The organism is Marinobacterium halophilum (assembly GCF_003014615.1).
Taxonomy (GTDB): Bacteria; Pseudomonadota; Gammaproteobacteria; order Pseudomonadales; family Balneatricaceae; genus Marinobacterium; species Marinobacterium halophilum.
In genome coordinates, this window is sequence record NZ_PYGI01000005.1 from 37,328 (window position 1) to 61,350 (window position 24,023).

At 55.1% G+C, this 24,023-nt stretch carries 23 protein-coding genes; 3 read left to right on the forward strand and 20 right to left on the reverse strand.

From position 1 onward, the window contains the following. Positions 1 to 18: 18 nt before the first annotated feature. The 8 genes from murB to CLV44_RS04595 all read right to left on the reverse strand — a co-directional run bounded on the left by murB (position 19) and on the right by CLV44_RS04595 (position 6,899). Positions 19 to 1,032: a UDP-N-acetylmuramate dehydrogenase gene (gene murB, locus CLV44_RS04560; protein ID WP_245912603.1), complete on the reverse strand. Its 1,014-nt coding sequence runs from the start codon at positions 1,030 to 1,032 to the stop codon at positions 19 to 21. Positions 1,033 to 1,034: 2 nt separating this feature from the next. Next, on the reverse strand, positions 1,035 to 1,523 hold the full coding sequence (locus tag CLV44_RS04565; RefSeq protein ID WP_245912604.1) for a low molecular weight protein-tyrosine-phosphatase: 489 nt from the start codon (positions 1,521 to 1,523) through the stop codon (positions 1,035 to 1,037). A gap of 36 nt (positions 1,524 to 1,559) precedes the next feature. Beyond that, positions 1,560 to 2,321, reverse strand: coding sequence for a 3-deoxy-manno-octulosonate cytidylyltransferase (kdsB, locus tag CLV44_RS04570; protein WP_106590932.1), 762 nt, complete (start codon positions 2,319 to 2,321; stop codon positions 1,560 to 1,562). A gap of 4 nt (positions 2,322 to 2,325) precedes the next feature. Continuing rightward, positions 2,326 to 2,517: a Trm112 family protein gene (locus CLV44_RS04575; RefSeq protein WP_106590933.1), complete on the reverse strand. Its 192-nt coding sequence runs from the start codon at positions 2,515 to 2,517 to the stop codon at positions 2,326 to 2,328. After that, positions 2,498 to 3,544, reverse strand: coding sequence for a tetraacyldisaccharide 4'-kinase (lpxK, locus tag CLV44_RS04580; RefSeq protein WP_106590934.1), 1,047 nt, complete (start codon positions 3,542 to 3,544; stop codon positions 2,498 to 2,500). The genes CLV44_RS04575 and lpxK overlap by 20 nt, the downstream gene beginning before the upstream one ends. Continuing rightward, entirely contained in the window at positions 3,544 to 3,966 is a 423-nt protein-coding gene (locus CLV44_RS04585; RefSeq protein WP_106590935.1) for an ExbD/TolR family protein, read from the reverse strand. The genes lpxK and CLV44_RS04585 overlap by 1 nt, the downstream gene beginning before the upstream one ends. 14 nt (positions 3,967 to 3,980) lie before the next feature. Next, a complete protein-coding gene (locus CLV44_RS04590) occupies positions 3,981 to 4,601 on the reverse strand; it encodes a MotA/TolQ/ExbB proton channel family protein (RefSeq protein WP_106590936.1) in 621 nt (206 codons plus the stop codon). Between the two features lie 63 nt (positions 4,602 to 4,664). Then, positions 4,665 to 6,899 (reverse strand): DNA internalization-related competence protein ComEC/Rec2, encoded by a 2,235-nt coding sequence (locus tag CLV44_RS04595; protein ID WP_106590937.1) that lies wholly within the window; start codon positions 6,897 to 6,899, stop codon positions 4,665 to 4,667. Positions 6,900 to 7,005: 106 nt separating this feature from the next. On the opposite strand from CLV44_RS04595, the gene CLV44_RS04600 reads away from it, so the two are divergent. Further along, entirely contained in the window at positions 7,006 to 7,515 is a 510-nt protein-coding gene (locus CLV44_RS04600) for a DUF2062 domain-containing protein (protein WP_245912605.1), read from the forward strand. A 12-nt stretch (positions 7,516 to 7,527) separates the two neighbouring features. Here CLV44_RS04600 and lolD read toward each other — a convergent pair whose 3' ends face one another. After that, complete coding sequence (gene lolD / locus CLV44_RS04605; protein ID WP_106590939.1) at positions 7,528 to 8,214, reverse strand: lipoprotein-releasing ABC transporter ATP-binding protein LolD; 687 nt, start codon at positions 8,212 to 8,214, stop codon at positions 7,528 to 7,530. Next, entirely contained in the window at positions 8,207 to 9,457 is a 1,251-nt protein-coding gene (locus CLV44_RS04610; protein ID WP_106590940.1) for a lipoprotein-releasing ABC transporter permease subunit, read from the reverse strand. Before CLV44_RS04610 ends, lolD begins: the two co-directional genes overlap by 8 nt. A gap of 187 nt (positions 9,458 to 9,644) precedes the next feature. Here CLV44_RS04610 and CLV44_RS04615 point away from each other — a divergent pair, with 187 nt between their 5' ends. Beyond that, entirely contained in the window at positions 9,645 to 9,956 is a 312-nt protein-coding gene (locus CLV44_RS04615) for a hypothetical protein (protein WP_106590941.1), read from the forward strand. 31 nt (positions 9,957 to 9,987) lie between these two features. On the opposite strand, the gene sthA is transcribed toward CLV44_RS04615, so the two are convergent. The 10 genes from sthA to CLV44_RS04670 all read right to left on the reverse strand — a co-directional run bounded on the left by sthA (position 9,988) and on the right by CLV44_RS04670 (position 20,399). Further along, positions 9,988 to 11,388: a Si-specific NAD(P)(+) transhydrogenase gene (sthA, locus tag CLV44_RS04620; RefSeq protein WP_106590942.1), complete on the reverse strand. Its 1,401-nt coding sequence runs from the start codon at positions 11,386 to 11,388 to the stop codon at positions 9,988 to 9,990. A gap of 88 nt (positions 11,389 to 11,476) precedes the next feature. Further along, entirely contained in the window at positions 11,477 to 11,716 is a 240-nt protein-coding gene (nqrM, locus tag CLV44_RS04625; RefSeq protein WP_106590943.1) for a (Na+)-NQR maturation NqrM, read from the reverse strand. Between the two features lie 17 nt (positions 11,717 to 11,733). Beyond that, positions 11,734 to 12,768 carry an FAD:protein FMN transferase gene (locus CLV44_RS04630; protein WP_106590944.1) on the reverse strand — a complete coding sequence of 345 codons (1,035 nt, stop codon included), beginning with the start codon at positions 12,766 to 12,768 and terminating at the stop codon, positions 11,734 to 11,736. 5 nt (positions 12,769 to 12,773) lie between these two features. Continuing rightward, positions 12,774 to 14,006, reverse strand: a complete 1,233-nt coding sequence (gene nqrF, locus CLV44_RS04635) for an NADH:ubiquinone reductase (Na(+)-transporting) subunit F (protein WP_106590945.1) — start codon at positions 14,004 to 14,006, stop codon at positions 12,774 to 12,776. A gap of 38 nt (positions 14,007 to 14,044) precedes the next feature. Then, a complete protein-coding gene (gene nqrE / locus CLV44_RS04640) occupies positions 14,045 to 14,653 on the reverse strand; it encodes an NADH:ubiquinone reductase (Na(+)-transporting) subunit E (RefSeq protein WP_106590946.1) in 609 nt (202 codons plus the stop codon). Between the two features lie 3 nt (positions 14,654 to 14,656). Beyond that, the gene (locus CLV44_RS04645) at positions 14,657 to 15,316 is read right to left on the reverse strand and encodes an NADH:ubiquinone reductase (Na(+)-transporting) subunit D (RefSeq protein ID WP_106590947.1); all 660 of its coding nucleotides are present in this window, start codon (positions 15,314 to 15,316) and stop codon (positions 14,657 to 14,659) included. 3 nt (positions 15,317 to 15,319) lie between these two features. Next, on the reverse strand, positions 15,320 to 16,096 hold the full coding sequence (locus tag CLV44_RS04650; protein ID WP_106590948.1) for a Na(+)-translocating NADH-quinone reductase subunit C: 777 nt from the start codon (positions 16,094 to 16,096) through the stop codon (positions 15,320 to 15,322). After that, complete coding sequence (locus tag CLV44_RS04655) at positions 16,086 to 17,294, reverse strand: NADH:ubiquinone reductase (Na(+)-transporting) subunit B (RefSeq protein ID WP_106590949.1); 1,209 nt, start codon at positions 17,292 to 17,294, stop codon at positions 16,086 to 16,088. The genes CLV44_RS04650 and CLV44_RS04655 overlap by 11 nt, the downstream gene beginning before the upstream one ends. 12 nt (positions 17,295 to 17,306) lie before the next feature. Further along, positions 17,307 to 18,647, reverse strand: coding sequence for a Na(+)-translocating NADH-quinone reductase subunit A (locus tag CLV44_RS04660; RefSeq protein ID WP_106590950.1), 1,341 nt, complete (start codon positions 18,645 to 18,647; stop codon positions 17,307 to 17,309). A gap of 309 nt (positions 18,648 to 18,956) precedes the next feature. Further along, positions 18,957 to 20,399, reverse strand: a complete 1,443-nt coding sequence (locus CLV44_RS04670; RefSeq protein ID WP_106590952.1) for a glyceraldehyde-3-phosphate dehydrogenase — start codon at positions 20,397 to 20,399, stop codon at positions 18,957 to 18,959. A gap of 172 nt (positions 20,400 to 20,571) precedes the next feature. Here CLV44_RS04670 and mfd point away from each other — a divergent pair, with 172 nt between their 5' ends. Further along, positions 20,572 to 24,021: a transcription-repair coupling factor gene (gene mfd, locus CLV44_RS04675; RefSeq protein ID WP_211298079.1), complete on the forward strand. Its 3,450-nt coding sequence runs from the start codon at positions 20,572 to 20,574 to the stop codon at positions 24,019 to 24,021. The last annotated feature ends 2 nt before the right edge of the window (positions 24,022 to 24,023 follow it).

The window sequence follows — 24,023 nt, forward strand, 5'->3', positions numbered from 1 at the left end:
AGATGAGTCACCAAACCGTCAGGGATAAAAGCGTGGCTCTGGCTCAAGCCATACACCGAAGCGTGCCATTACTTGCTGCTGAATATAATCGGCAAGCTGCTCCACTTCCGTACGGTTACCACGCCCCCAATTAACCACAACCAGTGCCTGCTCTGGATAAGTACCGACATTCCCTTGACGATAACCTTTCAACCCACAGCGATCGATCAACCACCCAGCCGCCAGCTTATAGCCACCACCCACATCAGGATATGCCACCAGGTCGGGCTCCTGTGCCTTGAGCACCAAACCCTGCTCGACACTCACCAGCGGATTCTTGAAGAAACTGCCCGCATTGCCTAACACTTCTGGCGAAGGCAGCTTTTGTCGACGCACCCTGCACACAGCATCAAACACTTGCCGAGGCGTAACTGGACCATCTTTCTCAATTGCAGCATCCAGCGCCGCATAGCCGACCTGAACACCCGCTACGCGACTGAGCCGAAACTCTACCGCCGTGATGATATAGCGGTCAGGCTCACCAGACTTGAACAGACTGTCGCGATATGCAAAAAGACAGTCAGCATTATCCAGCAGCTTCAATACCCTATTCTGCCGGTCGAATACTTCTACCCGACCCAGGCGGTCCTTGATTTCGACACCATAGGCACCGATATTCTGCACCGGCGCAGCTCCGACCGTGCCGGGAATAAGCGCAAGATTCTCGAGTCCGTAAAAGCCCTCGAACAGCGTCCTTTCTACCGTCTCGTGCCAGTTCTCGCCAGCCCCCACCCAGACACTGACTTCATCACCCTTAAACGCCACATCCCAGCGCCTGATCGCCATACGCGCGACAACACCCGGTATGTCAGCCGACAGTACCAGGTTGCTGCCTCCACCCAACACCAGCAATGGCTGCGGGTTGCGTTCAAGCCATTCCTGCAGCTCAACAAGCTGCCCAGGCTCTGTAATGGTAACCAACTGCTCGGCCTCTACATCAAAGCCGAACGTGTTGTGCTCACTCAATGGCACATGATTCTTGAACTGCAGCACGCTCAGGCTCTCCCTTCCTGCTGCAGGTGTCGATATAACCCCTGACTGGCCAACTCCACCAAATCCAGCACTTCGTCAAAGCCACGCTCACCGGCAGTGTAATAAGGGTCTGGCACTTCTTTCAGCTTACTGCCCTCGGCAAATTCAAGAAACAGCCCCAAATGACCGCCAAAATCTCCCGGACACAGGCTGCGCAGCTCACGCAAGTTGGCTGCATCCATCGCCAACACGTAGTCAAATCGTTCAAAATCGGAAGTATCTACCGCACGGGCACGCAAGTGCTCTAGGTCATACCCGCGCCGGCTCGCGGCTGCACGGGTTCGTGGATCAGGTGCTTTGCCAATATGATAAGCCGCCGTGCCTGCCGAATCGATCAGGAGACGATCGCCCATATCGTGCGCCTGCACCATCTGCTCAAACACACCATGCGCAGTGGGCGAACGACAGATATTCCCCAGGCATACGAACAGGATGGATGTCTGCTTTTTCACATCGATACCTTCAACATCATTCAGTACAACAAGGCGTCACTTGCCCGCCAATAACTCGGCAATACGCGCCAGATCTTCCGGGGTATCAACACCTGCAGGCGGCGCTTCATCAGCCGCATCCACGTGAATACCCACGCCATGCCAAAGCGCACGCAGCTGCTCCAGACACTCGGTCTGCTCCAGCGGAGCCGGTGGCCAGGCAACGAAATCGTTCAACATTTTGACCCGGTAGGCATATAGCCCGATATGGCGCTGCCACGAGAATCCTCCCGGCATTTCGCCCTGCCCCTGCATGAAGGCATCACGTGGCCATGGAATCGGGGCGCGACTGAAATACAACGCCATTCCCTGATGATCCGTCACCACCTTAACCACATTCGGGTTAAGCAGTGATTCGACCGTTTCGATCGGCTCGGACAGCGTTGCGATACCTGCCGCCGGTAGCGCCATCAAATTATGCGCAACCTGATTGATGATACGAGGCGGGATCAGTGGCTCATCACCCTGCACGTTGACGACGATATCATCCGCATAGAACCCAAGCGTATGAACAACTTCCTGCAAACGATCCGTACCTGAAGGATGGTCCGACGAGGTCATGCACACTTCGGCACCGAAGCCACGGGCAACCGCTGCAATGCGCTCATCGTCCGTCGCAATGACAACACGTACCGCTTCACTTTCGCAGGCGCGCTCATAGACATGCTGCAACATCGGTTTACCGGCAAGATCTGCCAGCGGCTTGCCCGGGAAACGGCTGGATGCATACCGGGCAGGGATAACCACAGAGAAGCTCATGACGTTACTTGCTCTCCTTCAGTCGCTCATCGGCCGTCAGCGTACGGGCTTCAGATTCCAGCATCACTGGAATATCATCACGAATCGGGTATGCCAGGCCACTGGTACGACAGATCAGCTCATGCGTTTCTTTATTCCATTCCAGAGGTGCTTTGGACACGGGGCATACCAGAATATCAAGCAGTTTGGGATCCATCATTCTGTCCTGTCTGTTGCGCCGACAGCTGTGCCAGGCGCTGAATAAGTTGTTGTTCAAAGCCTTCAGGCAGCTGCGCATCCACACGCAATGCCCAGCAATTTTCAGGCGTTAACTGCCGACATTTTACGGCATCCTTTTCCGTCATGATAATGGGCAATTGCGGTTCCAGTTCAAGCATCTCCGGCTGTATCTCGGCATGGTCCATCAGCGGATGCTCAATCGGATCAAACCCCATTAGCCGCAGAGTATCAAAAAAGCGCGATGGATTACCTATACCCGCCAGGGCATGCACCCGGCGCGAGTACGGCCAGCCGTCACCTGTCAGCACTGGGCCATCCTGTAACGGCACCAGCGCCATCGGTGCCAATTGCATCTGCACTGCGTCAGCGGCCAGTACTGGCAAGCCTTGCACGCCTTGCATTCCATCACCGCCGTTAATGACCACCCAGTCAACCGACGCCAGCCGCTCAGGAGGCTCTCGGAGCGGCCCTTCCGGCAGACAGCGCCCATTACCCAACCCACGAACGCCGTCCACGACCGCTATTTCAATATCGCGCGCCAATGCGTAATGCTGCAGGCCATCATCACTGATAATCAGATTACACGCATGGTCCTGCAACAGGGTACGCACGGCTTCGACACGGTTTGGGTCGATGACCAGAGGCACGCCCGTGCGCTGCACAATCAGACAGGGTTCATCTCCCCCCTCACTCGGGCGACTATCAGCCGTGACAGTCCAGGGATATGTGGGTGGTTTGGCACCGTATCCACGACTCACCACACCAGGGCGATAGCCGTGCCGACGCAATATCTCGATCAATACAATCGTCAGCGGTGTCTTGCCCGTCCCGCCGATGCTGATGTTGCCCACAATAATGACCGGCACCGGAATACCAGCCGCTGCTGCGCCGAGCTGCCGCAAACGACGACAACGACGACGCACCAGATGTGTAAACAGTGCTGACAATGGACGCAGTAGCCGCAGCCATCCCGCCCGCGCATACCAGGCATGCTGCAACGACATCACTCAGCTGTTTTCCGGGTCGCTATGCTCAACTGCTTAAAGCCAAGCTGACCGGCAACATCCATCACGGTCACCACCGACTGATGACTCGCAGCGGCATCTGCCGTAATGATAAAGGGGATGTCACGCTGCTCACCGGTCAATTTAACCACTGCCCGCTTGAGGGTCGCGGCATCGCTGGTGACCAGTGGCTGGCCATTGACTGAGTATTGTCCCTGGGTACCCACGACAACATCAATGCTGTCCGTTTCAGCAGCTACCGCTCGCGGTTCGCTCGAAGCGTCAGGCAAGCTGATGCTCAAATGTGATTCCTGGGTGAACGTGGTTGTTATCATGAAGAAGATCAGCAGCAGAAACACCACATCGATCAGCGGTGTCAGGTTAATGCTGATCTCTTCACGTCGTTGACGTTGAAATTTCACCGCACTCTCCGCGACTATTGGATATCGACTTCGCGATCACCATGAATCGCTTCCACCAGTTTGATGGATTCCTGCTCCATGGTCAGAACCAGCGTATCGATTCGGCGCTGGAAGTAACGGTGCATCACCAATGCGGGAATGGCCACCGACAGGCCAGCAGCGGTAGTAATCAGCGCTTCCGAGATCCCTCCCGCCAAAATACTGGCATTACCGGTCCCCTGAACCATGATCTCCATGAAGACCTTGATCATGCCTATAACAGTACCCAGCAAACCCAGCAAGGGTGTGATTGCCGCGATCGTACCCAAAGGATTCAGAAAACGCTCAAGGTCATGAATGACATGAGAGGCCTCTTCCTGAATGCTTTCTTTCATGATGTCCCGACCATGACGCGAGTTATTGAGTCCCGCGATAATGATCCGCCCCAACGGACTCGCACCACGAATGGCAGACAGACGTTCGGCGGTCATATTGCCGCTTTGCGTCAGCTCCCACACTTCCGCCAACAAACCCGGCGGAGTAATCAGACCTGGACGCAGAACCAACAGACGGTTGCCACAAATTGCCAACGCAGCAATCGAGCAAGCCACGATGGGCAACATCAGCCAGCCACCCGCAACAATAATCTCAAACACCTTGGATTCACCTCCTGTTGAATTGGTAAACTTTATCACAGCAACACTAGCGGGAGTAAGGCGTTAACCAGCTGTCCAATAACGCTTTTCCTGCTCTCTGTAGCGATTGATCCGACACTGTCCCGCATCGGCAACCATTTCCACAGCACCGGTCTCCGCCGTCAGCACCCAAGGTATTTGACGATGACTGAGACGCGCCAATACCTGTTCGTGCGGATGCCCGAAACGGTTGTAACGACCTGCACTGATCAACACCTGCGCCGGCTGCAGCAGATCAAGAATCGCAGCTGTCGTGGAATCTCGACTGCCATGATGCCCAGCCACCAACCACGTTAGCGGCTCCTGAAAGCCACCCGACAGCAGCCGGTATTCACCACTGACATCCAGATCACCCGTCAGCAGCAGACTGCAGTTATCATTGACCACATGCAGGACACAGGAGCGATTGTTCGCCGTTGGCTCAGCGGTAACATCAAATACCGGCAGGAAGCCAAACGCTACACCACCCAGATGCCAACGCTGCGCCCGGCACTGTATCGCACCCGGAGCTTGCTCCGGTTCACCGGCATAGACACGCCCTATCGCGAGAGTATCGATCACTGCCGGATATCCACCACTGTGGTCAGCATCACCATGACTGAGCACCAGGTACTCCAGTCGCTTAATGCCACGCGCCCTCAGCCAGGGTTCCACTGCAAACGCAAAGGCCGACCCACCACTGGAATAACCGGGTCCGGTATCATACAGCACCGCCCCTTCGGCCGTTTCGATCAGCACCGCCTGCCCTTGCCCTACATCAAACATCCATGCATTGAAATCCCCTGATTCCGGCACAGGCCCTCGCACCGACAGCAAGGGAATCAAGAGCGGTAACACCAGCATGCGGTATAGCATCGGCATGGGCAGCAGCAACAGTGCGATGGCGACACTTGCCAACATCAGGGTTATCGTCGACGGCGCAGCGACTTCAACATACAGCCCTGGCACCTCGGCACACCACGACAGCAGCTGCCACAGGAGCCCAATACCCGACTCAAGTACCTGAGCCACCAGCGGGCTGAACAGTGACGATACCAATAGTAACGGCAGCGACCAGACCAACAACGTGACCACGGGCACCGCGATCAGGTTGACCGGCACCGACACCAGGCTCATCTGGTTGAAAGATGCCGCCATTAAGGGCAGCATGCCGAAAAAAAGTACACCCTGCAGACGTAACCACACATGCACCGGCAAACGCGCCGCAGGGCCGTCGTCACGTACTTGAAATAACCAGAGAATCAGTGCTACCGCACCGAATGAAAGCCACGTCCCCGCCTCCAGCACCGCCAATGGTTGCAGGCTGATAACAACGACCAGAGCCACTCGCCAGCGTTGCCAGCCCGTTAATGGCTGCAGAAACCAGCCTCCCAGCACAAAAATGGCCAGCATCAGCCAGGCCCGCTGCACCGGCACCCCCCAACCCGAAAGCCCTGCATACGCACCGGCAATCGCCAGTGCACAGAGTACTGGCACGAAGCGCACCCACCGTGCAGAAAAGCCCAACAGCAGCCCGGGGAGCATCAAGCCGCGTCCCACACACCAGCCCATAGCCGCGACGACGGCTACATGCAGGCCACTGACCACAAACAGGTGTGCGGTTCCCGTCATCCGCAACACGTCCCATTGCTCACCCGTAAGCTGACTGCGGTCACCCAGCAGCAACGCTCTCAGAGTCGCCGCCGCCACCGGTTCGAAGCTGGACTGTAGATAATCAGCCAACGACTGCCTCAGGTAACGCAGCTCTCCCTGCGCCGGGACACGGGACAGCACCTGTTTGATATAGCCTCGCGCATCTATCCCTCGACTCAGATAAAAGCGCTCCAGATCAAATGCAGCCGGGTTACTCAACCCTCGCGGTGGACTGACCCGCACAACCACGCGCAACCGATCACCCTCGGCGAAATCATGATCGGTACCGTAATAGCTGACCCTAAGCAACCGCAGGCGCTGCAGTTGCGGCTGATCAGAGTCAACAACCAGGGGTTTGAGCAATAAGCGGTAACGGCCATCCTGAAGGTGCGGTAACGTAACGATCTCAGCTTCCATATTCACGTCTTGAGGTGGCAAGGTGAAGCGATATGACAACTGCCAGCCACCATATACCGTCGCCAGCAGTACGCCGACTGCACATAACAGGAGGGGTTTGCGGATACGTTTGTATAACGCCCCCGACAGCAGAATCAATAAGCACCACCCCGCCCAATACAGATCCGGCAGAAGGGCAACACACACAATTCCGAACAGATAAGCGATCATCCTTGATCCTTACAGTTGGCTTAACGACGTTCTGGCGGCATAATGGCCGCACTCATCAGAACCGGTAAATCAGTCCTCGATGCCTCGCAAGCTGCTTAGAAAATACATGCCCGATGAAAAAACGCTGCGCAGCCATCGTCACCTCAGCTGGCTCGGGCGTCATTTGCATGATCCCAACCTATGGCACCTGACGCGCAAATCCGTTGCACGTGCCTTTCTCGTCGGGATCCTGTGCGCGTTCATGCCGATCCCGGGACAAATGGTCGTCGCCGCTGTACTCGCGATCATAGCGTCCAGCAACTTGCCGATCTCGATTGGATTGGTCTGGATTACCAACCCCATAACCATACCGCCAATATTCTATGCCTGCTACCGCCTGGGTACATGGATATTGGGAACGGGGTCTCGAGTCGATGCGGGGTGGGCATGGGACCTGGCGACCATTCAGAGTGAGTTTGCATCCATCTGGTGGCCGTTATTGCTGGGTAGTCTTTTGTGCGGTGTGGTATTTGGCATTGCCGGCTACGCACTGATCAGCCGTTTCTGGATTTGGCATGTAAATCGCAGCTGGCGCAAGCGCGCGCAACTGCGTACCAAACATCCTCGTAAAAAGTAAGAGAGTGCCGGGTCAGGTGCCACGATCCGTCAGCACACCGTCTACAAGTTCCATTGCCCGCCCCATACGCTCAGCCAGCTGCATATCATGCGTCACGATGACAAACGCCGTATCCAGCGTACGATTGAGCTCATCCAGATAGCTCTGCACATCAGCTGCCGTATGGCGATCAAGATTACCCGTTGGCTCATCCATCAGCACACAGGCAGGCTCGGTCACCAGCGCCCGCGCAATGGCAACACGCTGACGTTCGCCCCCGCTGAGCTGCGAAGGCTTGTGACGCACGCGATGACTCAACCCGACGCGTTCCAGCAAGGCACTGGCACGTTCAGCCGCCAGACGGCTGGATTGTCCTGCAATCAACAAGGGCATCGCCACGTTTTCAAGTGCCGTGAATTCATGCAACAGGTGATGAAACTGATAAACAAACCCCAGCGACTGGTTACGCAGACGTGAACGCTGACGCTCACTGACTGTATACAGGGATTGTCCAAGTACACTGACACTGCCCTCATCCGGCGTATCAAGCCCACCCAGAATATTCAGCAGTGTACTTTTGCCACTGCCGGAGCTGCCGATGATTGCAACCCGCTCACCAGGCGATACCGACAGTGCGACCGATTTAAGAATATGAATCGGCTGACCCGCTTCCTCATAGCTTTTACTGATGCCCTCACAGCTCAGTACAGGATTATTCATAACGCAGAGCCTCCGCTGGCTGAGTCCGCGATGCACGCCAGGCCGGGTATAAAGTGGCCACAAAACTGATCGCGAATGCGGCCAGTGTAATCATGCCAACATCCGACCAGATCAATTGTGACGGCAAGTAACTGATGAAATACACATCGGCCGACAGGAACTCGATACCCAGCATGCGTTCAATCCAGGCCACCAGATCCGTAACGGTCAGTGCCAATGTGACACCCAGCACCACTCCCAGCGCCGTACCAATCAGCCCAATCACGATCCCCTGCACCATGAAAATGCGCAATATCGTCGAAGGCGTCGCCCCCATCGTACGCAGAATGGCAATATCGGAACGCTTGTCCGTCACCACCATCACCAGGGTAGAAACAATATTGAATGCTGCAACAAACACAATCAGCAGCAAAAGCAGACCGATCATGCGCTTTTCCATTTGAATGGCCTGAAACAGGTTGCCATGTGTACGCGTCCAGTCATTGACATACAGCGGACGCGATTGGCTCCGTGCGATCTGCTGTGCCTGTTGCGGCGCAGTAAACAGGTCATCAAACTTCAGGCGCAAGCCATCGACACGTTCAGCAGGCATGCGTTTGATGCGGGCGGCATCCGTCATGTGGATATAGGCAAGATTGGCATCCAGCTCAGCCCCAACCGAGAAAATCCCGATCACATCAAAGCGTTTAAGCCGGGGAATAACACCCGCAACACTGATCGAAGCTTCCGGCAACACCAGTGTCACCTTGTCACCAACCTCAACACCAAGAAAACGGGCCAGCAGCTCACCCAGTACGATACCGTACTCGCCGGCAACCAGATCATTCAGCTCACCGGCCTGCATGTGCTGCGCAATAATCGATACGCCCGGCTCCAGTACCGGGTCTATACCATTAACCAATACACCCTGTACGCGGCCACGACTGGTGAGCATGCCCTGGGCCTGCACATAGGGAGCCGCACCAGCGACACCAGACTGCGCAAGCACCTGCTCACGCAACACGGACCAGTCATCTAGGCCCTGATCCGCATAACCGGCCAGTGTGGCATGAGGTACCATGCCAAGAATCCGCTGGCGCAGTTCACGATCGAAACCGTTCATCACGGACAGCACGACGATCAAGGCTGCTACGCCCAGCATCAAGCCAAGCATCGACACCAGGGAAATGAAAGATATGAAATGGTTGCCGCGCTTTGCAGCGGTATAGCGCAAGCCGACAAAAATCGATAGTGGTCTAAACATGGTGCAGGATTAAAGCACAGTTATCGCCCGAGCTCTAACAGAATCAGCAAAATCCTGCCGGAAGACAGTTACTTGAACCACCGCTCATCAACAACGAGGAATCATCTGTATATACAGCCTTAGCCGCAACCGTATCAGGCTGTTATTATGCCCCAACGTATTTTGTAACCCGAGCGGACCTTTACCCATGAGTCACAAACCCCTGGATACACCACACCCCAGGCTATATCTGCTTGCCACTGGCGCAGGCTTTGTCGGCCTTATCGCCTGGTTCTATACCGGCCGCCAACTGGGTGTCTTGCAGTGGATTATTGATCTTTTCCCTGCTTCTCATGCAGGCGCTGGCCTGATGATTGCTATCATGCTGATGATGACACCGGGATTTCTGCTGTGGAAGCTCTTCAACCGCTGGGTAGAAGCAAAACTGAAAGTAAAGGGACGTTTTCTCGAAGACGACATCTACTTGCCGCCCAAAAACAAAAAACACACGCCGAAGTAAGCAACCTCGACGTGCGTTGATAGCCGCTCTATTACAGGTTGGCGATACGGTTCAGACCCGAAATCGCTGCCACCCGGTAGGCCTCGGCCATAGTCGGATAGTTGAAGGTCGTGTTGATGAAGTACTTCAAGGTATTGGCCTCACCTTTCTGACCCATGATGGCCTGACCGATGTGGATGATCTCCGACGCCTGATCACCAAAACAGTGAATACCCAGGATCTGTAATGTCTCCCGGTTAAACAGAATCTTCAACATGCCAACCGGCTCACCGGAAATCTGTGCCCGCGCCGTGTCCTTGAAGAACGCCTGCCCCACTTCATAGGGCACACACTCTGCCGTCAACTCCTCTTCAGTTTTACCGATGGAGCTGATCTCCGGAATGGTATAGATCCCGGTCGGTACGTCATTGATGTAACGGAAGTCATCCGCCGACAGCATATCAGCAGACGCCGAACGCCCCTGATCCAGCGCGGCCGATGCCAGACTCGGCCAGCCGATGACGTCGCCTACCGCATAAACTCCATCTACCGAGGTACGGTAGTGCTCATCAACAGCCACCTGGCCACGGCTATTGATATCAAGACCAATGATATCCAGACCGAGATTCTGGGTATTGCCTGAACGACCATTACACCAAAGGAAAGCATCAGCACGAATACGCTTACCGGATTTCAGTGCAACGGTCACGCCATGGGCATCGCCAGTGACAGACTCATAGTCTTCATTATGGCGAATTTTCACCGCGTTGTTGCGCAAGTGATAGCTCAGCGCATCGGAAATCTCGTCATCCAGGAATGACAACAAACGATCACGCATGTCGATCAGATCGACCTTTACACCCAGCCCGCTGAAAATGGACGCATACTCGCAACCGATAACACCGGCACCGAAGATAACCAGTGTACGAGGAGTATGACTGAGCTTCAGGATAGTATCAGAGCTGTAGATACGCGGATGGTCGAAGTCGATATCCGGCGGACACCAGGGACTGGAACCGGTGGCGATCACAACATTCTTGGAACGTAGCAGCTCACGCCCTCTGTTGTGCCCCTCAACTTGAATTTCGCCCTGCTTCAGAAACGTGGCATGACCGAAGAACACATCCACACGATTACGTGCATAGAAGTTGGTGCGCAACATTACCTGATTGGAGATCACTTTTTCAGCACGGTTGAGCACTTTGGGGAATGAGAACCAGCGCGGCTCACCGATATCACGGAACATCGGGTTAGTGTTGAATTCAATGATCTGCTTGACGGAATGACGCAGTGCCTTCGACGGAATGGTCCCCTTATGGGTGCAGTTGCCACCGACGGTATCCTGCTCTTCCACAATCGCAACCCGACGCCCCTGCTTGGCCGCATTGATTGCAGCACCTTCACCCGCAGGACCGGAACCGATTACCACGACATCATAGTCATATACAGCCATTCTTTTCCCCTTAGTTGAGCAAACCTGGTGCAGACCCAAACACGTAATGGCCTGTCACCAGCTTAGAGATCTCAATACCAACAACCAATTAACCTTTAGATTTAATCTCGTATGCAAGATCAGCCGGTGCAGACACTGCAGCCGTGCGTTCCTGCTCTTCATCGCATTTATTGGGATCACCACCACAAATATCGCAGACGGTATCCATGCCCAGAGCACTCATGCCCCCGCAAGAACCGGCGATCGGCTTACCGCCCAACAACACGCCCACCGACATGGCGATGATAATGCACAGCAACGCGGCAAACGTCAGAATCATTGTATCCATCACAACCTCCCAAAGGGTTATTGCAGATAAGGTGCAAAGCCCGGTGTAGAACGCACATCAAACCCGGCACTGCCCTTGCTGATAAATAAAGCGTTGATGCCCTGTTCAAGGGCAAAATTGTAACCTTGTTCGTCTCCCATCACCATCAAGGCCGTAGCCAATGCATCAGCCTCTGCACAGGTTTCACTGATAACCGTGACGGACGCCAACTTGTGGCGAATAGGATACGCCGTACGTGGATCAATGGCATGGGAGTAACGCACACCATCTTCTTCAAAGTAATTGCGATAATCCCCGGATGTCGCCACAGCACCGCGCTGAATACTGATCACCCGCTCCACCGTGCGTTCGCCGATTTCAGGTGCTTCAATCGCCAGCCGCCAGGGATCGTCTCCGGGCTTCAGCCCCTTGATTCGCAACTCACCGCCAATTTCTACCAGGTAACGCTGGATACCATAAGATTCCAGCAGTTCCGCCAACTGGTCGACGCCATAGCCCTTGGCGATCGCGGACAGATCTATGTACTGGTCGTGCTCTTTGGTCAGCGTAGACTCGGCAGAATCCAGGTGTACGAACTGGTAACCGATGCGGGCTTTCAGCTGATTGACCTTGTCTTGATCCGGCTGATGAGTAATACGGCCATCCGGCCCGAACCCCCATAAATTGACCAACGGCCCAACCGTTACATCAAAAGCACCTCCCGTACGCTGACTGATCTGCTGTGCGAGCACCATCACCTGCATCAACTCAGGTCCGATATGATGCGGCACGCCCGCCTCAGCACGATTCAGACGTGACAGTTCGGACTCTTCGATATAAGTCGACATCTGCTGATTTACGTCACTCAGCAACGCCGCTGCAGCCTTACGGATCACCGGCACACGACCGTCATCAACATCAACCCACTTCATACTGAAGCTGGTGCCCATGGTCAGCCCCTGAAAGCCGACGACACGTTCCGGCGGTGTCTGATTACATCCGAGCAAGCCCAAAACAAAAACGGCCAGCAGCGAGGCTGCCAGCCATTTAGTCAGACGTATCTGATCAACCATTAATATCAGCCACCAAAGTCATCCAGCAGGATATTGTCAGGCTCGACACCCATATCTTCCAGCATTTTGACAACGGATGCGTTCATCATCGGCGGACCACACATGTAGTATTCACAATCCTCAGGCGCATCATGATCGCGCAGGTATTGCTCGTACAGTACGTTATGGATGAAGCCGGTATAACCGGTCCAGTTGTCTTCCGGTTGCGGATCAGACAGTGCCAGATGCCAAGTGAAGTTTTCGTTCTCTTCCGCCAGCTTGTCGAACTCTTCCACGTAGAAAGCTTCACGGACGGAACGAGCACCGTACCAGAAGGAGATCTTGCGTGTGGAGTTCAGACGCTTCAGCTGATCGAAGATGTGTGAACGCATCGGGGCCATGCCCGCACCACCACCGATAAACACCATCTCGTTGTCGGTATCCTTGGCGAAGAATTCACCGAAGGGTCCGTACACCGTGATCTTGTCGCCCGGCTTCAGGCTGAACACATACGAGGACATCTGGCCCGGCGGAATACCCTGACTACCCGGAGGCGGAGATGCGATACGGATGTTGAACTTGACCACACCACGCTCTTCCGGATAGTTCGCCATGGAGTACGCACGAATGACAGGCTCATCGACCTTGGACACAAACTGCCACATGTCGAACTTGTCCCAATCACCACGGAACTCAGGCTGGATATCGAAATCCTTGTAGTTGACCACATGTGCCGGCGCTTCAAGCTGCACGTAACCACCCGCACGGAAATCAACGCTTTCACCTTCAGGCAGACGCAAAGTCAGCTCTTTGATGAAGGTTGCCACGTTCGGGTTGGACTCGACCGTACATTCCCACTTCTTCACGCCGAAAACATCATCTTCAACATGAATTTTCATGTCCTGCTTGACGGCTACCTGGCACGACAGACGCCAGCCTTCCTTGCCTTCACGCAGGGTGAAATGGGATTCCTCTGTCGGCAGCATGGAGCCGCCGCCATCGGTCACCTGACATTTACACTGTGCACAGGTACCACCGCCGCCACATGCGGACGCCAAGAAGATACCCTTGTCGGCCAGGGTCTGCAGCAGCTTGCCACCGGCCGGAACAGTGATCGATTTTTCCGGATCATCGTTGATCTCGATGGTCACATTACCGGAACTGACCATCTTGGCTCGGGCTGCAAGGATGACGGCAACCAGTGCAAGCACCACTGCCGTAAACATCACAACACCGAGGATAATGACTTCTGTATTCATCTGTTTATCCTATCCTTTAGGCATTTCATGTCGGCTGCTTACAGCTGAACGCCGGAGAACGACATGAAGCCAAGAGACATCAGACCCACAGTGATGAAGGTGATCCCCAGACCACGCAGACCGTGCGGCACGTCACTGTACTTGAGCTTCTCACGAATACCTGCCAGGGCGGCAATCGCCAGCGCCCAACCGATACCTGCACCCGCACCGTAGACCACACTTTCACCGAAGGTGTAATCGCGCTCTACCATGAACAGAGCAGCACCCATGATGGCGCAGTTCACGGTGATCAGCGGCAAGAACACACCCAGCGCGTTGTAAAGCGCAGGTACGAACTTGTCCAGGAACATCTCCATGATCTGTACGATCGCAGCAATTACGCCGATGTAGGAGATATAGCCCAGGAAGCTCAGATCCACTTCCGGGTAACCGGCCCACGCCAGCGCACCTTCGCGCAGCAGATAATTGAAGATCAGGTTATTGACCGGCACGGTAATGACCAGCACCACGATAACCGCGATACCCAAGCCAATAGCCGTCTGCACCTTCTTTGAAATCGCCAGGAATGTACACATCCCCAGGAAGAAGGCCAGCGCCATGTTTTCAACGAAAATCGCCTTGACCGCAAGGCTGATCAGCTGTTCCATGATTTACACCGCCCCCTTCTTGGTGTTCGGAGCCATCTCGAAGTCAGGTTTTTCAACCTGATCCGGCTTCCATGTACGGATGATCCAGATAAAGATACCGATCAGGAAGAACGCACTCGGCGGCAACAGCATCAAGCCATTACCCTGGTACCAGCCACCATTGTTCACCAACGGCAGGATTTCGACACCAAACAGTGAACCGGAGCCGAACAGTTCGCGGAAGAAACCGACGAATAGCAGTACCACACCGTAGCCGAGGCCGTTACCGATACCATCCATGAAGCTCTGTACCGGCGGATTCTTCATCGCGAAGGCTTCCGCGCGCCCCATAACGATACAGTTGGTAATGATCAAGCCAACGAATACCGACAGCTGCTTGGAGATCTCATAGGCAAACGCCTTGAGGATCTGGTCAACCACGATTACCAATGATGCAATGATCGTCATCTGCACGATGATACGAATATTGCCTGGAATGTGATTACGAATCAGCGATACGAAGAAGTTGGAGAATGCGGTTACGGCTATTACCGCAAGCGTCATTACCAACGCAGTCGCCATGTTGGAGGTAACCGCCAACGCAGAACATACACCCAGGATCTGCAGTGCAATCGGGTTGTTCGTAAAGATTGGCGATACCAGAACGTCTTTAGTCTTTGACATGGATTAAGCCTCCCCTGCACGCAGGTTGTTCAGGAAGGGCGCATAGCCGTTCTCACCCATCCAGAACTGAACCAGGTTAGTCACGCCATTGGCCGTCAGGGTTGCGCCCGACAGACCATCGACCTTGTACTCGGCATTAGATGTAGACGCATCAACACTGCCCTTGATCAGGCCAATCTTCGGATCAGTGGTGTCTTCGCCATATACCTTTTTGCCGGGCCAAAGTGCTTTCCAGTCCGGGTTATCGACTTCGCCACCCAGACCCGGTGTTTCAGCATGGGAGTAGAAGCCCAGACCGACAACAGTATTCAGGTCACCTTCCAGTGCCAGAAAACCGTACAGCGTTGACCAAAGACCCTTGCCATGAACCGGCAGAATGACACGCTCAACCTGACCGTCGGCACCTTCAACCAGGTAAACCGGCATGATCTTGGCCTGGTATTTGATACCGGCGATATCGGCTTTACGCGGCAAGGATTCGCCCAATTCGGCGTCTTTTGCTGCCTTGCCTTCATCATAACCGGCCGGCGGCTCTACAAACTTGCCGCTGTCCAGCTCGACGTAGCGGGTCGTGATCTGTTCGAACAGTTCATCGACGCTTTTGTTGGCATCAGTGATACCTGCCGCCGCAAGAATATTGCTCTTGCGGTCGACTTCCTTGTTGGCTACCTGCTTGGGCTTCAGAATTACCGCTGCGCCCGATACCACTACTGAGCAGATAACGCACAGCAGAATGGTTACCAGCAGGGTTTTGCCCATAGTATCGTTATTAGACGACATTACGTTTCATCCTCCGCTTGATATTCGCCTGCACGACAAAGTTGTCAATCAGCGGCGCAAACAGGTTGGCAAACAGAATGGCCAGCATCATCCCTTCAGGAAACGCCGGGTTGGCAACACGAATCAGTACAACCATCACACCGATCAACGCACCAAACGCCCATTTGCCAGCGCTGGTCATTGAAGCCGAAACCGGATCCGTCGCCATGAAGAACATGCCGAACGCAAATCCGCCCAGCACCAGGTGCCACCAGAACGGCATATTGAACATCGGGTTGCTGTCCGAGCCGATCATGTTGAACAGGCTCGACATGGCTACCATGCCCAGGAATACACCGGCCACAATCCGCCAGGCTGCGATACGGGCAAACAGGATCACCGCACCACCGATCATGATCGCCAGCGTCGAGGTCTCACCAACAGAGCCCTGGATCGTACCCACAAAGGCATCAAACCATGTCAAATTGGTATTCAGGATCGCTTCCACGCCACCCATCGCTGCCAGGCCCAGAGGCGTAGCACCGGAGAAACCGTCAACGGCAGTCCAGATCGCATCACCCGACATTTGTGCCGGGTAGGCAAAGAATAGGAATGCACGACCTGTCAGCGCCGGGTTCAGGAAGTTTTTGCCGGTACCACCGAACACTTCCTTACCGATCACGACACCGAAACTGATACCCAGTGCAACCTGCCACAGCGGGATGGTCGGCGGCAGAATCAGGGCGAACAGGATCGAGGTCACAAAGAAGCCTTCATTGACTTCATGACCACGCTTCATGGCGAACATCACTTCCCAGAAGCCGCCCACAATGAATGTGGTCAGATAGATCGGCAACCAGTAGACAGCACCATGAATTATGTTGTCCCAAATGCTTTCGGGGTTGAACCCGGTCAGGGATGCCGCCAACGCTCCACGCCATCCGGTTGACTCGGCCAAGCCGAGCTCAGCCATGGCGGTATTCGCCTGCAGACCCACGTTGTACATCCCGAAGAAGATCGCCGGGAAGGTACACATCCACACCAGAATCATGATGCGCTTCAAGTCGACACCATCGCGCACATGTGCAGCGGCTTTGGTGACATGACCCGGGGTATAGAAAATGGTATCGACTGCTTCATACAGTGCGTACCAGTTTTCGTACTTGCCGCCTTTGTGGAAATGCGGCTCCATTTTATCCAGAACGGTTCTCAAACTCATGACCAGCCTCTCTTACGCCTCTTTCTCGATGCGCGTCAGGTTGTCGCGAAGAATCGGACCATATTCATACTTGCCCGGGCACGCAAACGTACACAAAGCGAGGTCTTCTTCATCCAGCTCAAGACAGCCGAGCTGCATCGCGGTCACGATATCGCCGGTTACCAGCGCACGCAGCAACTGGGTGGGCAAGATATCGAGCGGCATCAGTGCTTCAAACTGACCTACGGGAATCATGGCCCGTTCAGATCCGTTTGTTGTAGTAGTAAAGTTGAACAGCTTGCGCGGAGACAGCGCAGAGGCAAACATGTTCAGCACGGAGAACTTGTTGCTGCCAGGCACGATCCAGCCCAGGAAGTCACGGCTATCACCTTCCAACAACACACTGAGCTGGTTGGCATAGCGCCCCAGATATCCCTGCGGACCGGAAGCAGCGTGACCGTTCCAGACAGATCCGCTGATAACGCGGTTCTTACCGGACTTAAGACGACCGGCAGTCAACTCTTCAGTCGACACACCCATACGGGTGCGGACAAGCAACGGCTGTTCAACCTGAGGACCTGCCAACGCGACGACACGATCCGTCGGCAGACGTCCGTCGATGAAGAGCTTACCGAACGCAATTACGTCCTGATAGCCGATAGACCAAACGGTTTTATCCGCAGAGACCGGGTCAAGGAAGTGAACATGTGTACCAACGTTGCCCGCCGGATGTTTGCCCGCGAACACTTCGACACTCACACCCTCAGTGGTCGGGATGCTGACACCTTCAGCCTGACACAGGAACACCTTGCCGCCGCTCAGCTGCGTCAGCAACTTGAGGCCATTGGTGAACGCTTCCGGCTGCGCATTGATGATCAGCTCAGGACTGGCCGCCAATGGATTGGTATCAATCGCGGTAACGAAGATAGAGCTGGGCGTTGTACCAACCTGCGGCACACGACTGAACGGACGTGTTCTGAAAGCAGTCCACAAGCCGGAAGCCAGAAGATTTTCTTCAATCTTCTCGCGAGACAGTTTACCCAGCTCGGCCGCTGAATAACTGGCAAATTCGACTGACTCTTCCTGATCATCCAGTTCAATGACCACAGATTGCAATACACGACGATCACCACGGTTGATGGCACGCACTGTACCGGCACCGGGAGCCGTATATTGAACCCCTTCTGTTTTTTTATCGGTAAAGATCACCTGACCGAGTTTCACTCGATCACCCTCTTTGACCATCATTGTCGGCTTCATACCAACATAATCCTGGCCAAGCAGGGCCACAGTCCGCACCTTGGGACCATCCTGGATGGTCTGTTCAGGCGCACCTGCGATTGGTAGATCCAGACCCTTATTGATCTTGATCATGCGTCTCACCCAACTTTCTAAAATATTCAGGAGGCTCCGTACAGACAGCATAACAGTCGAGCAGACCCGCTCTAAAACGATCCGCACACTGCTGCCGGCACTGGAGATTTCCCACCAAAAAATCCCTGCAAGTATAACCGAGTCGGTCAGCCTTTTGCTACAAACCACTGTTTTACTTGGACGAATGGCCGAGAAATTCTAAACCCCGCGATAGACTTTTTTTGAACCTGCATATTTCTTAATGGAATATGCAGTAACACCTATAAAAAAAGGCCGCTTTTCAGCAGCCTTCTATCATCCCGCCGGCGCTTAGTGCTTGGCCTTCGGGAAGGCATCCAGCGTACACTTGGCCAGATGCTGAGCCATGCGAATAACCTGACAGCTATAGCCGAACTCGTTATCGTACCAAACGTAGAGTACGCAGCGGTTACCATCAACGATGGTTGCCAGCGCATCAACCACACCGGCAGCGCGCGAACCGACAAAGTCAGACGAAACCGCTTCCGGTGAGTTGCTGTAATCGATCTGCTTCTGCAGCTCGGAATGCAGCGCCGCGTCACGCAGATATGCGTTCAGCTCATCCTTGTCAGTCGCCTTCGACAGGTTCAGGTTCAGGATAGCCATGGACACGTTCGGTGTCGGTACACGAATTGCGTTACCGGTCAGCTTGCCTTCCAGCTCAGGCAGCGCCTTGGCAACGGCCTTGGCAGCACCCGTCTCGGTCAACACCATGTTCAACGCAGCAGCGCGACCACGACGATCACCTTTATGGTAGTTGTCGATCAGGTTCTGGTCGTTGGTGTAGGAGTGAACGGTTTCAACATGACCATTCACAACGCCGAACTGATCGTTAACGGCCTTCAGCACCGGCACAATCGCATTAGTGGTGCAGGACGCTGCTGACAATACGCGATCATCATCGCATACATCGCCATGGTTCACGCCCATTACAATGTTCTTGACGCCTTTGCCCGGAGCGGTCAGCAATGCACGCGCAACGCCCTTGGATTGCAAGTGCAGGGACAGGCCTTCCTCATCACGCCACTTACCGGTGTTGTCGATAACCAGTGCGTTCTTGATACCGTACTGGGTGTAATCCACCTTGTCCGGCCCGTCAGCGAAGATCACCTGAATGTAGTTGCCATTGGCAATGATCGCATTGTTTTCTTCATCGATCTGAATGGTGCCCTTGAAGGAACCGTGTACAGAGTCACGACGCAACAGGCTGGCACGTTTTTCAATATCGCTATCAGCACCGCCGTTACGCACCACGATGGCACGCAGACGCAGAGAGTGTCCGCCACCGGCACGATCCAGCATCAGGCGCGCCAACAGGCGACCGATGCGACCAAAGCCGTACAGGACAACGTCGGTAGATTCGTGAGCTTCAGCCGGCTCGGTAGAAGCATCTGCCAGCTCAGCCTGCAGAAATTCCTGCAGCGTGCGGCCATTGCCTTCATTGCGGAATTCTACCGCCAGCTTGCCAATGTCGATGTGCGCATTGGTAACATCCATTTCAGCAACAGCTTCAAGGATCGGGAAGGTGTCAACGACTGACAACTCTTCTGCTTCCAGCTGACGCACAAAACGGTGTGCTTTCAAAATATTGATCACAGACCGCTTGACGATCAGACGACCGTAAACAGAGATCTCGATGTTTCGGTCACGGTACAGACGACCAACCAGGGGTACCATCGCCTCGGCGATCGCTTCACGGGCTTTCCAGTCTGCAAAAATCAGTTCTTGGCTCACGGGGTAACTCCGAAATTGTCAATGCTCAATTTGGGTGCGCGCATTATCCTCTTTTCGGCGATCCGGAGCAAACCCAACAACGTAGACTTTCGTCACGCCTGCGCGTCAAGGCTGCGCTTAGCGCCGCCAGCAGGTACACTTCACTTTTTTCAGCAGGATCAAGGAGCCAGAGTTGTCAACGGTATTCAGCATCCCAACACCCAAAGGCCCTGGCGACCAGAAACGACTGGGACAGGTGATCGGCAGCGCGACCGGCCTGCTCGTCGAACAGATCAGCCGCCAACATGCGGGCATGATTCTGCTGATCAGTCAGGATATGGAAAGCGCCGAGCGCCTTCTGCAGGAAGTCCGCTTCTTTTGTGGCCCATCGCTGCCGGTCACGCTTTTGCCTGACTGGGAAACACTGCCCTATGACAGTTTTTCGCCGCATCAGGATATCACCTCAAGTCGTATCCAGACGCTGCATCAACTTCCCGAGCAACAGCGCGGCGTATTGATCGTCCCGGCGTCAACACTGCTGCACCGCCTGCCACCGGTGCGATTCGTTTCGACAAATGCCCTGTTTCTTGAAACAGGTCAACGCCTGGACAGCATTGCATTGCGCCAGCGCTTTATTGATGCCGGCTACCACGCCGTGGATACCGTGTATGAACATGGCGAGTTTGCGATCCGCGGTGCCATTATCGACCTCTTCCCGATGGGCGTTGAACAGCCGCTGCGTATTGATCTGTTCGATGATGAAATCGATACCATCCGCACCTTCGACCCCGACACTCAACGCTCAATCGAGAAAGTCGAACGCATTCACTTATTACCTGCACGCGAATTCCCGTTCGATCAGGATGCCATCACCCGCTTCAAGCAACGCTGGCGTGAACGCTTCGATGTCGACCATACCCGCTGCACCATCTACCAGGATGTTGCCAGCGGCCTGACACCACCGGGCATTGAATATTATGCGCCCCTGTTTTTCGAACAGATGTCGACTCTGTTTGATTATCTGCCCGCACAGACATTGGTGCTGTACGATCAGGCACTGAAAGTCGTCGCCGACCAGTTTGGCAACGACGCCCGCCATCGTCATGATGAACGCAGCGGTGACCTGCAGCGCCCGGTCCTCACTCCGGCAGAGCTGTTTTTATCAGCGGATGAACTGTTCACCCGCTTGCGTGAATACCCGCTGGTACGCCTTAACGCCGATGCGGAAGAGGTTAAGCCCGGCCGTGACAACCTGCCCTGTGAACAGCCGCCAGACCTCAGCAGCCCGGACGCTCAAAGTCCGCTGGCCGGACTGGCCTCATTCCACCAGGCAGACTCAACTCCCCTACTGATCTGCGCCGAGTCAGCCGGCCGCCGCGAGGCGCTGCTGGAGCATGCGCGCAAGATCGGCATGGATCTTGTTGAATGCCGCGACTGGGCAGAGTTCAGAGACAGCCGCCCGGCACTAGCCATCACCACCAGCACGCTCGAGCAGGGACTAACGGTTCGTGGCCAGGCAATCGTAGTCACCGAAAGCCAACTGTTCGGACGCCAGGTTTTCCAGCGTCGACGCCGCGACAAGGAACAGATCGACGCCGATCAGGCGATACGCCACCTGTCTGAACTGACACTGGGCGCGCCCGTCGTACATATCGACCACGGTGTTGGCCGCTACCAGGGCCTGCAAACCATCAGCGTCGACAACCAGGCTGCAGAGTTTCTGGTACTGGAATATGCCGATGCCGCCAAACTCTATGTTCCGGTTTCCTCACTGCATCTGATTGGTCGCTATTCAGGTGCCAGCGACGAGTCCGCCCCCCTGCACCGCCTGGGTACCGAGCAATGGAGCAAGGCCCGCCGCAAGGCCGCCGAGAAGGTACGCGACTCGGCCGCCGAACTGCTGGATATCTATGCCCGCCGTGCAGCCCGCAAAGGTTTCAGCTTCGACTGCAGTGACGCGGAATATCAGCAGTTTTCGGCCAGTTTCCCGTTCGAGGAAACGCCCGATCAGGCCAACACCATTCAAGCCGTTGTCGCGGACATGCGCGCACCCGCGCCGATGGACCGTCTGGTGTGTGGCGATGTCGGCTTCGGCAAGACGGAAGTGGCGATGCGAGCCGCCTTCATCGCGGTGCAAAGCGGCAAACAGGTTGCCGTTCTGGTACCCACCACTCTGCTTGCACAACAGCACTTCGAGAATTTCCGCGACCGTTTTGCCGACTGGCCCGTTGAAGTTGAGCTGATTTCTCGCTTCAAAAGCGCCAAACAACAGCAGGCGACCCTCACCGCCCTTAGTGAAGGTAAAGTCGACATTCTCATCGGCACACACAAGCTGCTGCAGGGCGACATTCGTTTCAGCGATCTCGGCCTGTTAATCATCGATGAAGAACACCGCTTTGGCGTACAGCAGAAAGAACGCCTCAAATCACTGCGCTCCGAGGTTGATATCCTGACCCTGACCGCCACACCGATCCCGCGCACGCTGAACATGGCCATGTCCGGCATCCGCGACCTGTCGATCATCGCCACACCGCCTGCGCGCCGCCTGTCGGTCAAGACATTCGTGCGTCAGAGCGAGAAGCCGATGATCAAGGAAGCCATTCTGCGTGAATTGCTGCGTGGCGGTCAGGTGTACTACCTGCATAATGAAGTCAAAACGATCGAGAAAACGGCCGCCGAGATCAGCGAACTGGTACCTGAGGCACGGGTTGCGATTGGCCATGGCCAGATGCGCGAGCGCGAGCTTGAACAGGTGATGAGCGACTTTTACCACAAACGCTTCAATGTTCTGGTCTGCACCACCATCATCGAAACCGGCATCGACGTCCCCAGCGCCAATACCATCGTCATCGATCGCGCTGACAAATTCGGCCTGGCCCAGCTGCATCAGTTGCGCGGACGGGTCGGCCGCTCACACCACCAGGCCTACGCCTACCTGCTGACACCACCGCCGAAGCTGATCACCACCGATGCTGCCAAACGCCTGGAAGCGATTGGTCAGTCCAGCACTCTGGGGGCCGGTTTCACCCTGGCCACACACGATCTGGAAATTCGTGGTGCCGGCGAGCTACTGGGTGAAGATCAGAGCGGACAGATGCAAAGTATCGGCTTCAGCCTGTACATGGAAATGCTGGATCAGGCGATCAAGTCAATACAGGAAGGCAAGACTCCCAACCTCGACAAGCCGCTGCACCATGGCTGCGAGGTCAACCTGCACATTCCGGCCCTCATCCCCGAAGACTATCTTCCCGATGTTCATAATCGCTTGATCATCTACAAACGGATCGCCAATGCCGCCGATGCTGCCGCACTGGATGAACTGCAAGTTGAAATGATCGACCGCTTTGGGCTATTGCCGGAACCGACCCGCAATCTGATCCGCCTCACCCACGTCAAACTGCGCGCCGAAGCACTAGGCATTATCAAGCTCGATGCCGGTGATAAAGGCGGCCGCCTCGAATTTGAGGCGGAGCCCAACGTCGACCCTCTGGCACTGATCACCATGATTCAACGCCAGCCACAGCGTTTTCGTCTGGACGGCGCCAGCATATTGCGTTTTACTCAGCCCATGGAAAAGGTCGCCTCCCGTTTTGAAGCGGTCGAGACCCTGCTGACCCAACTGTCATCCAAGGAGAACGCTTAACT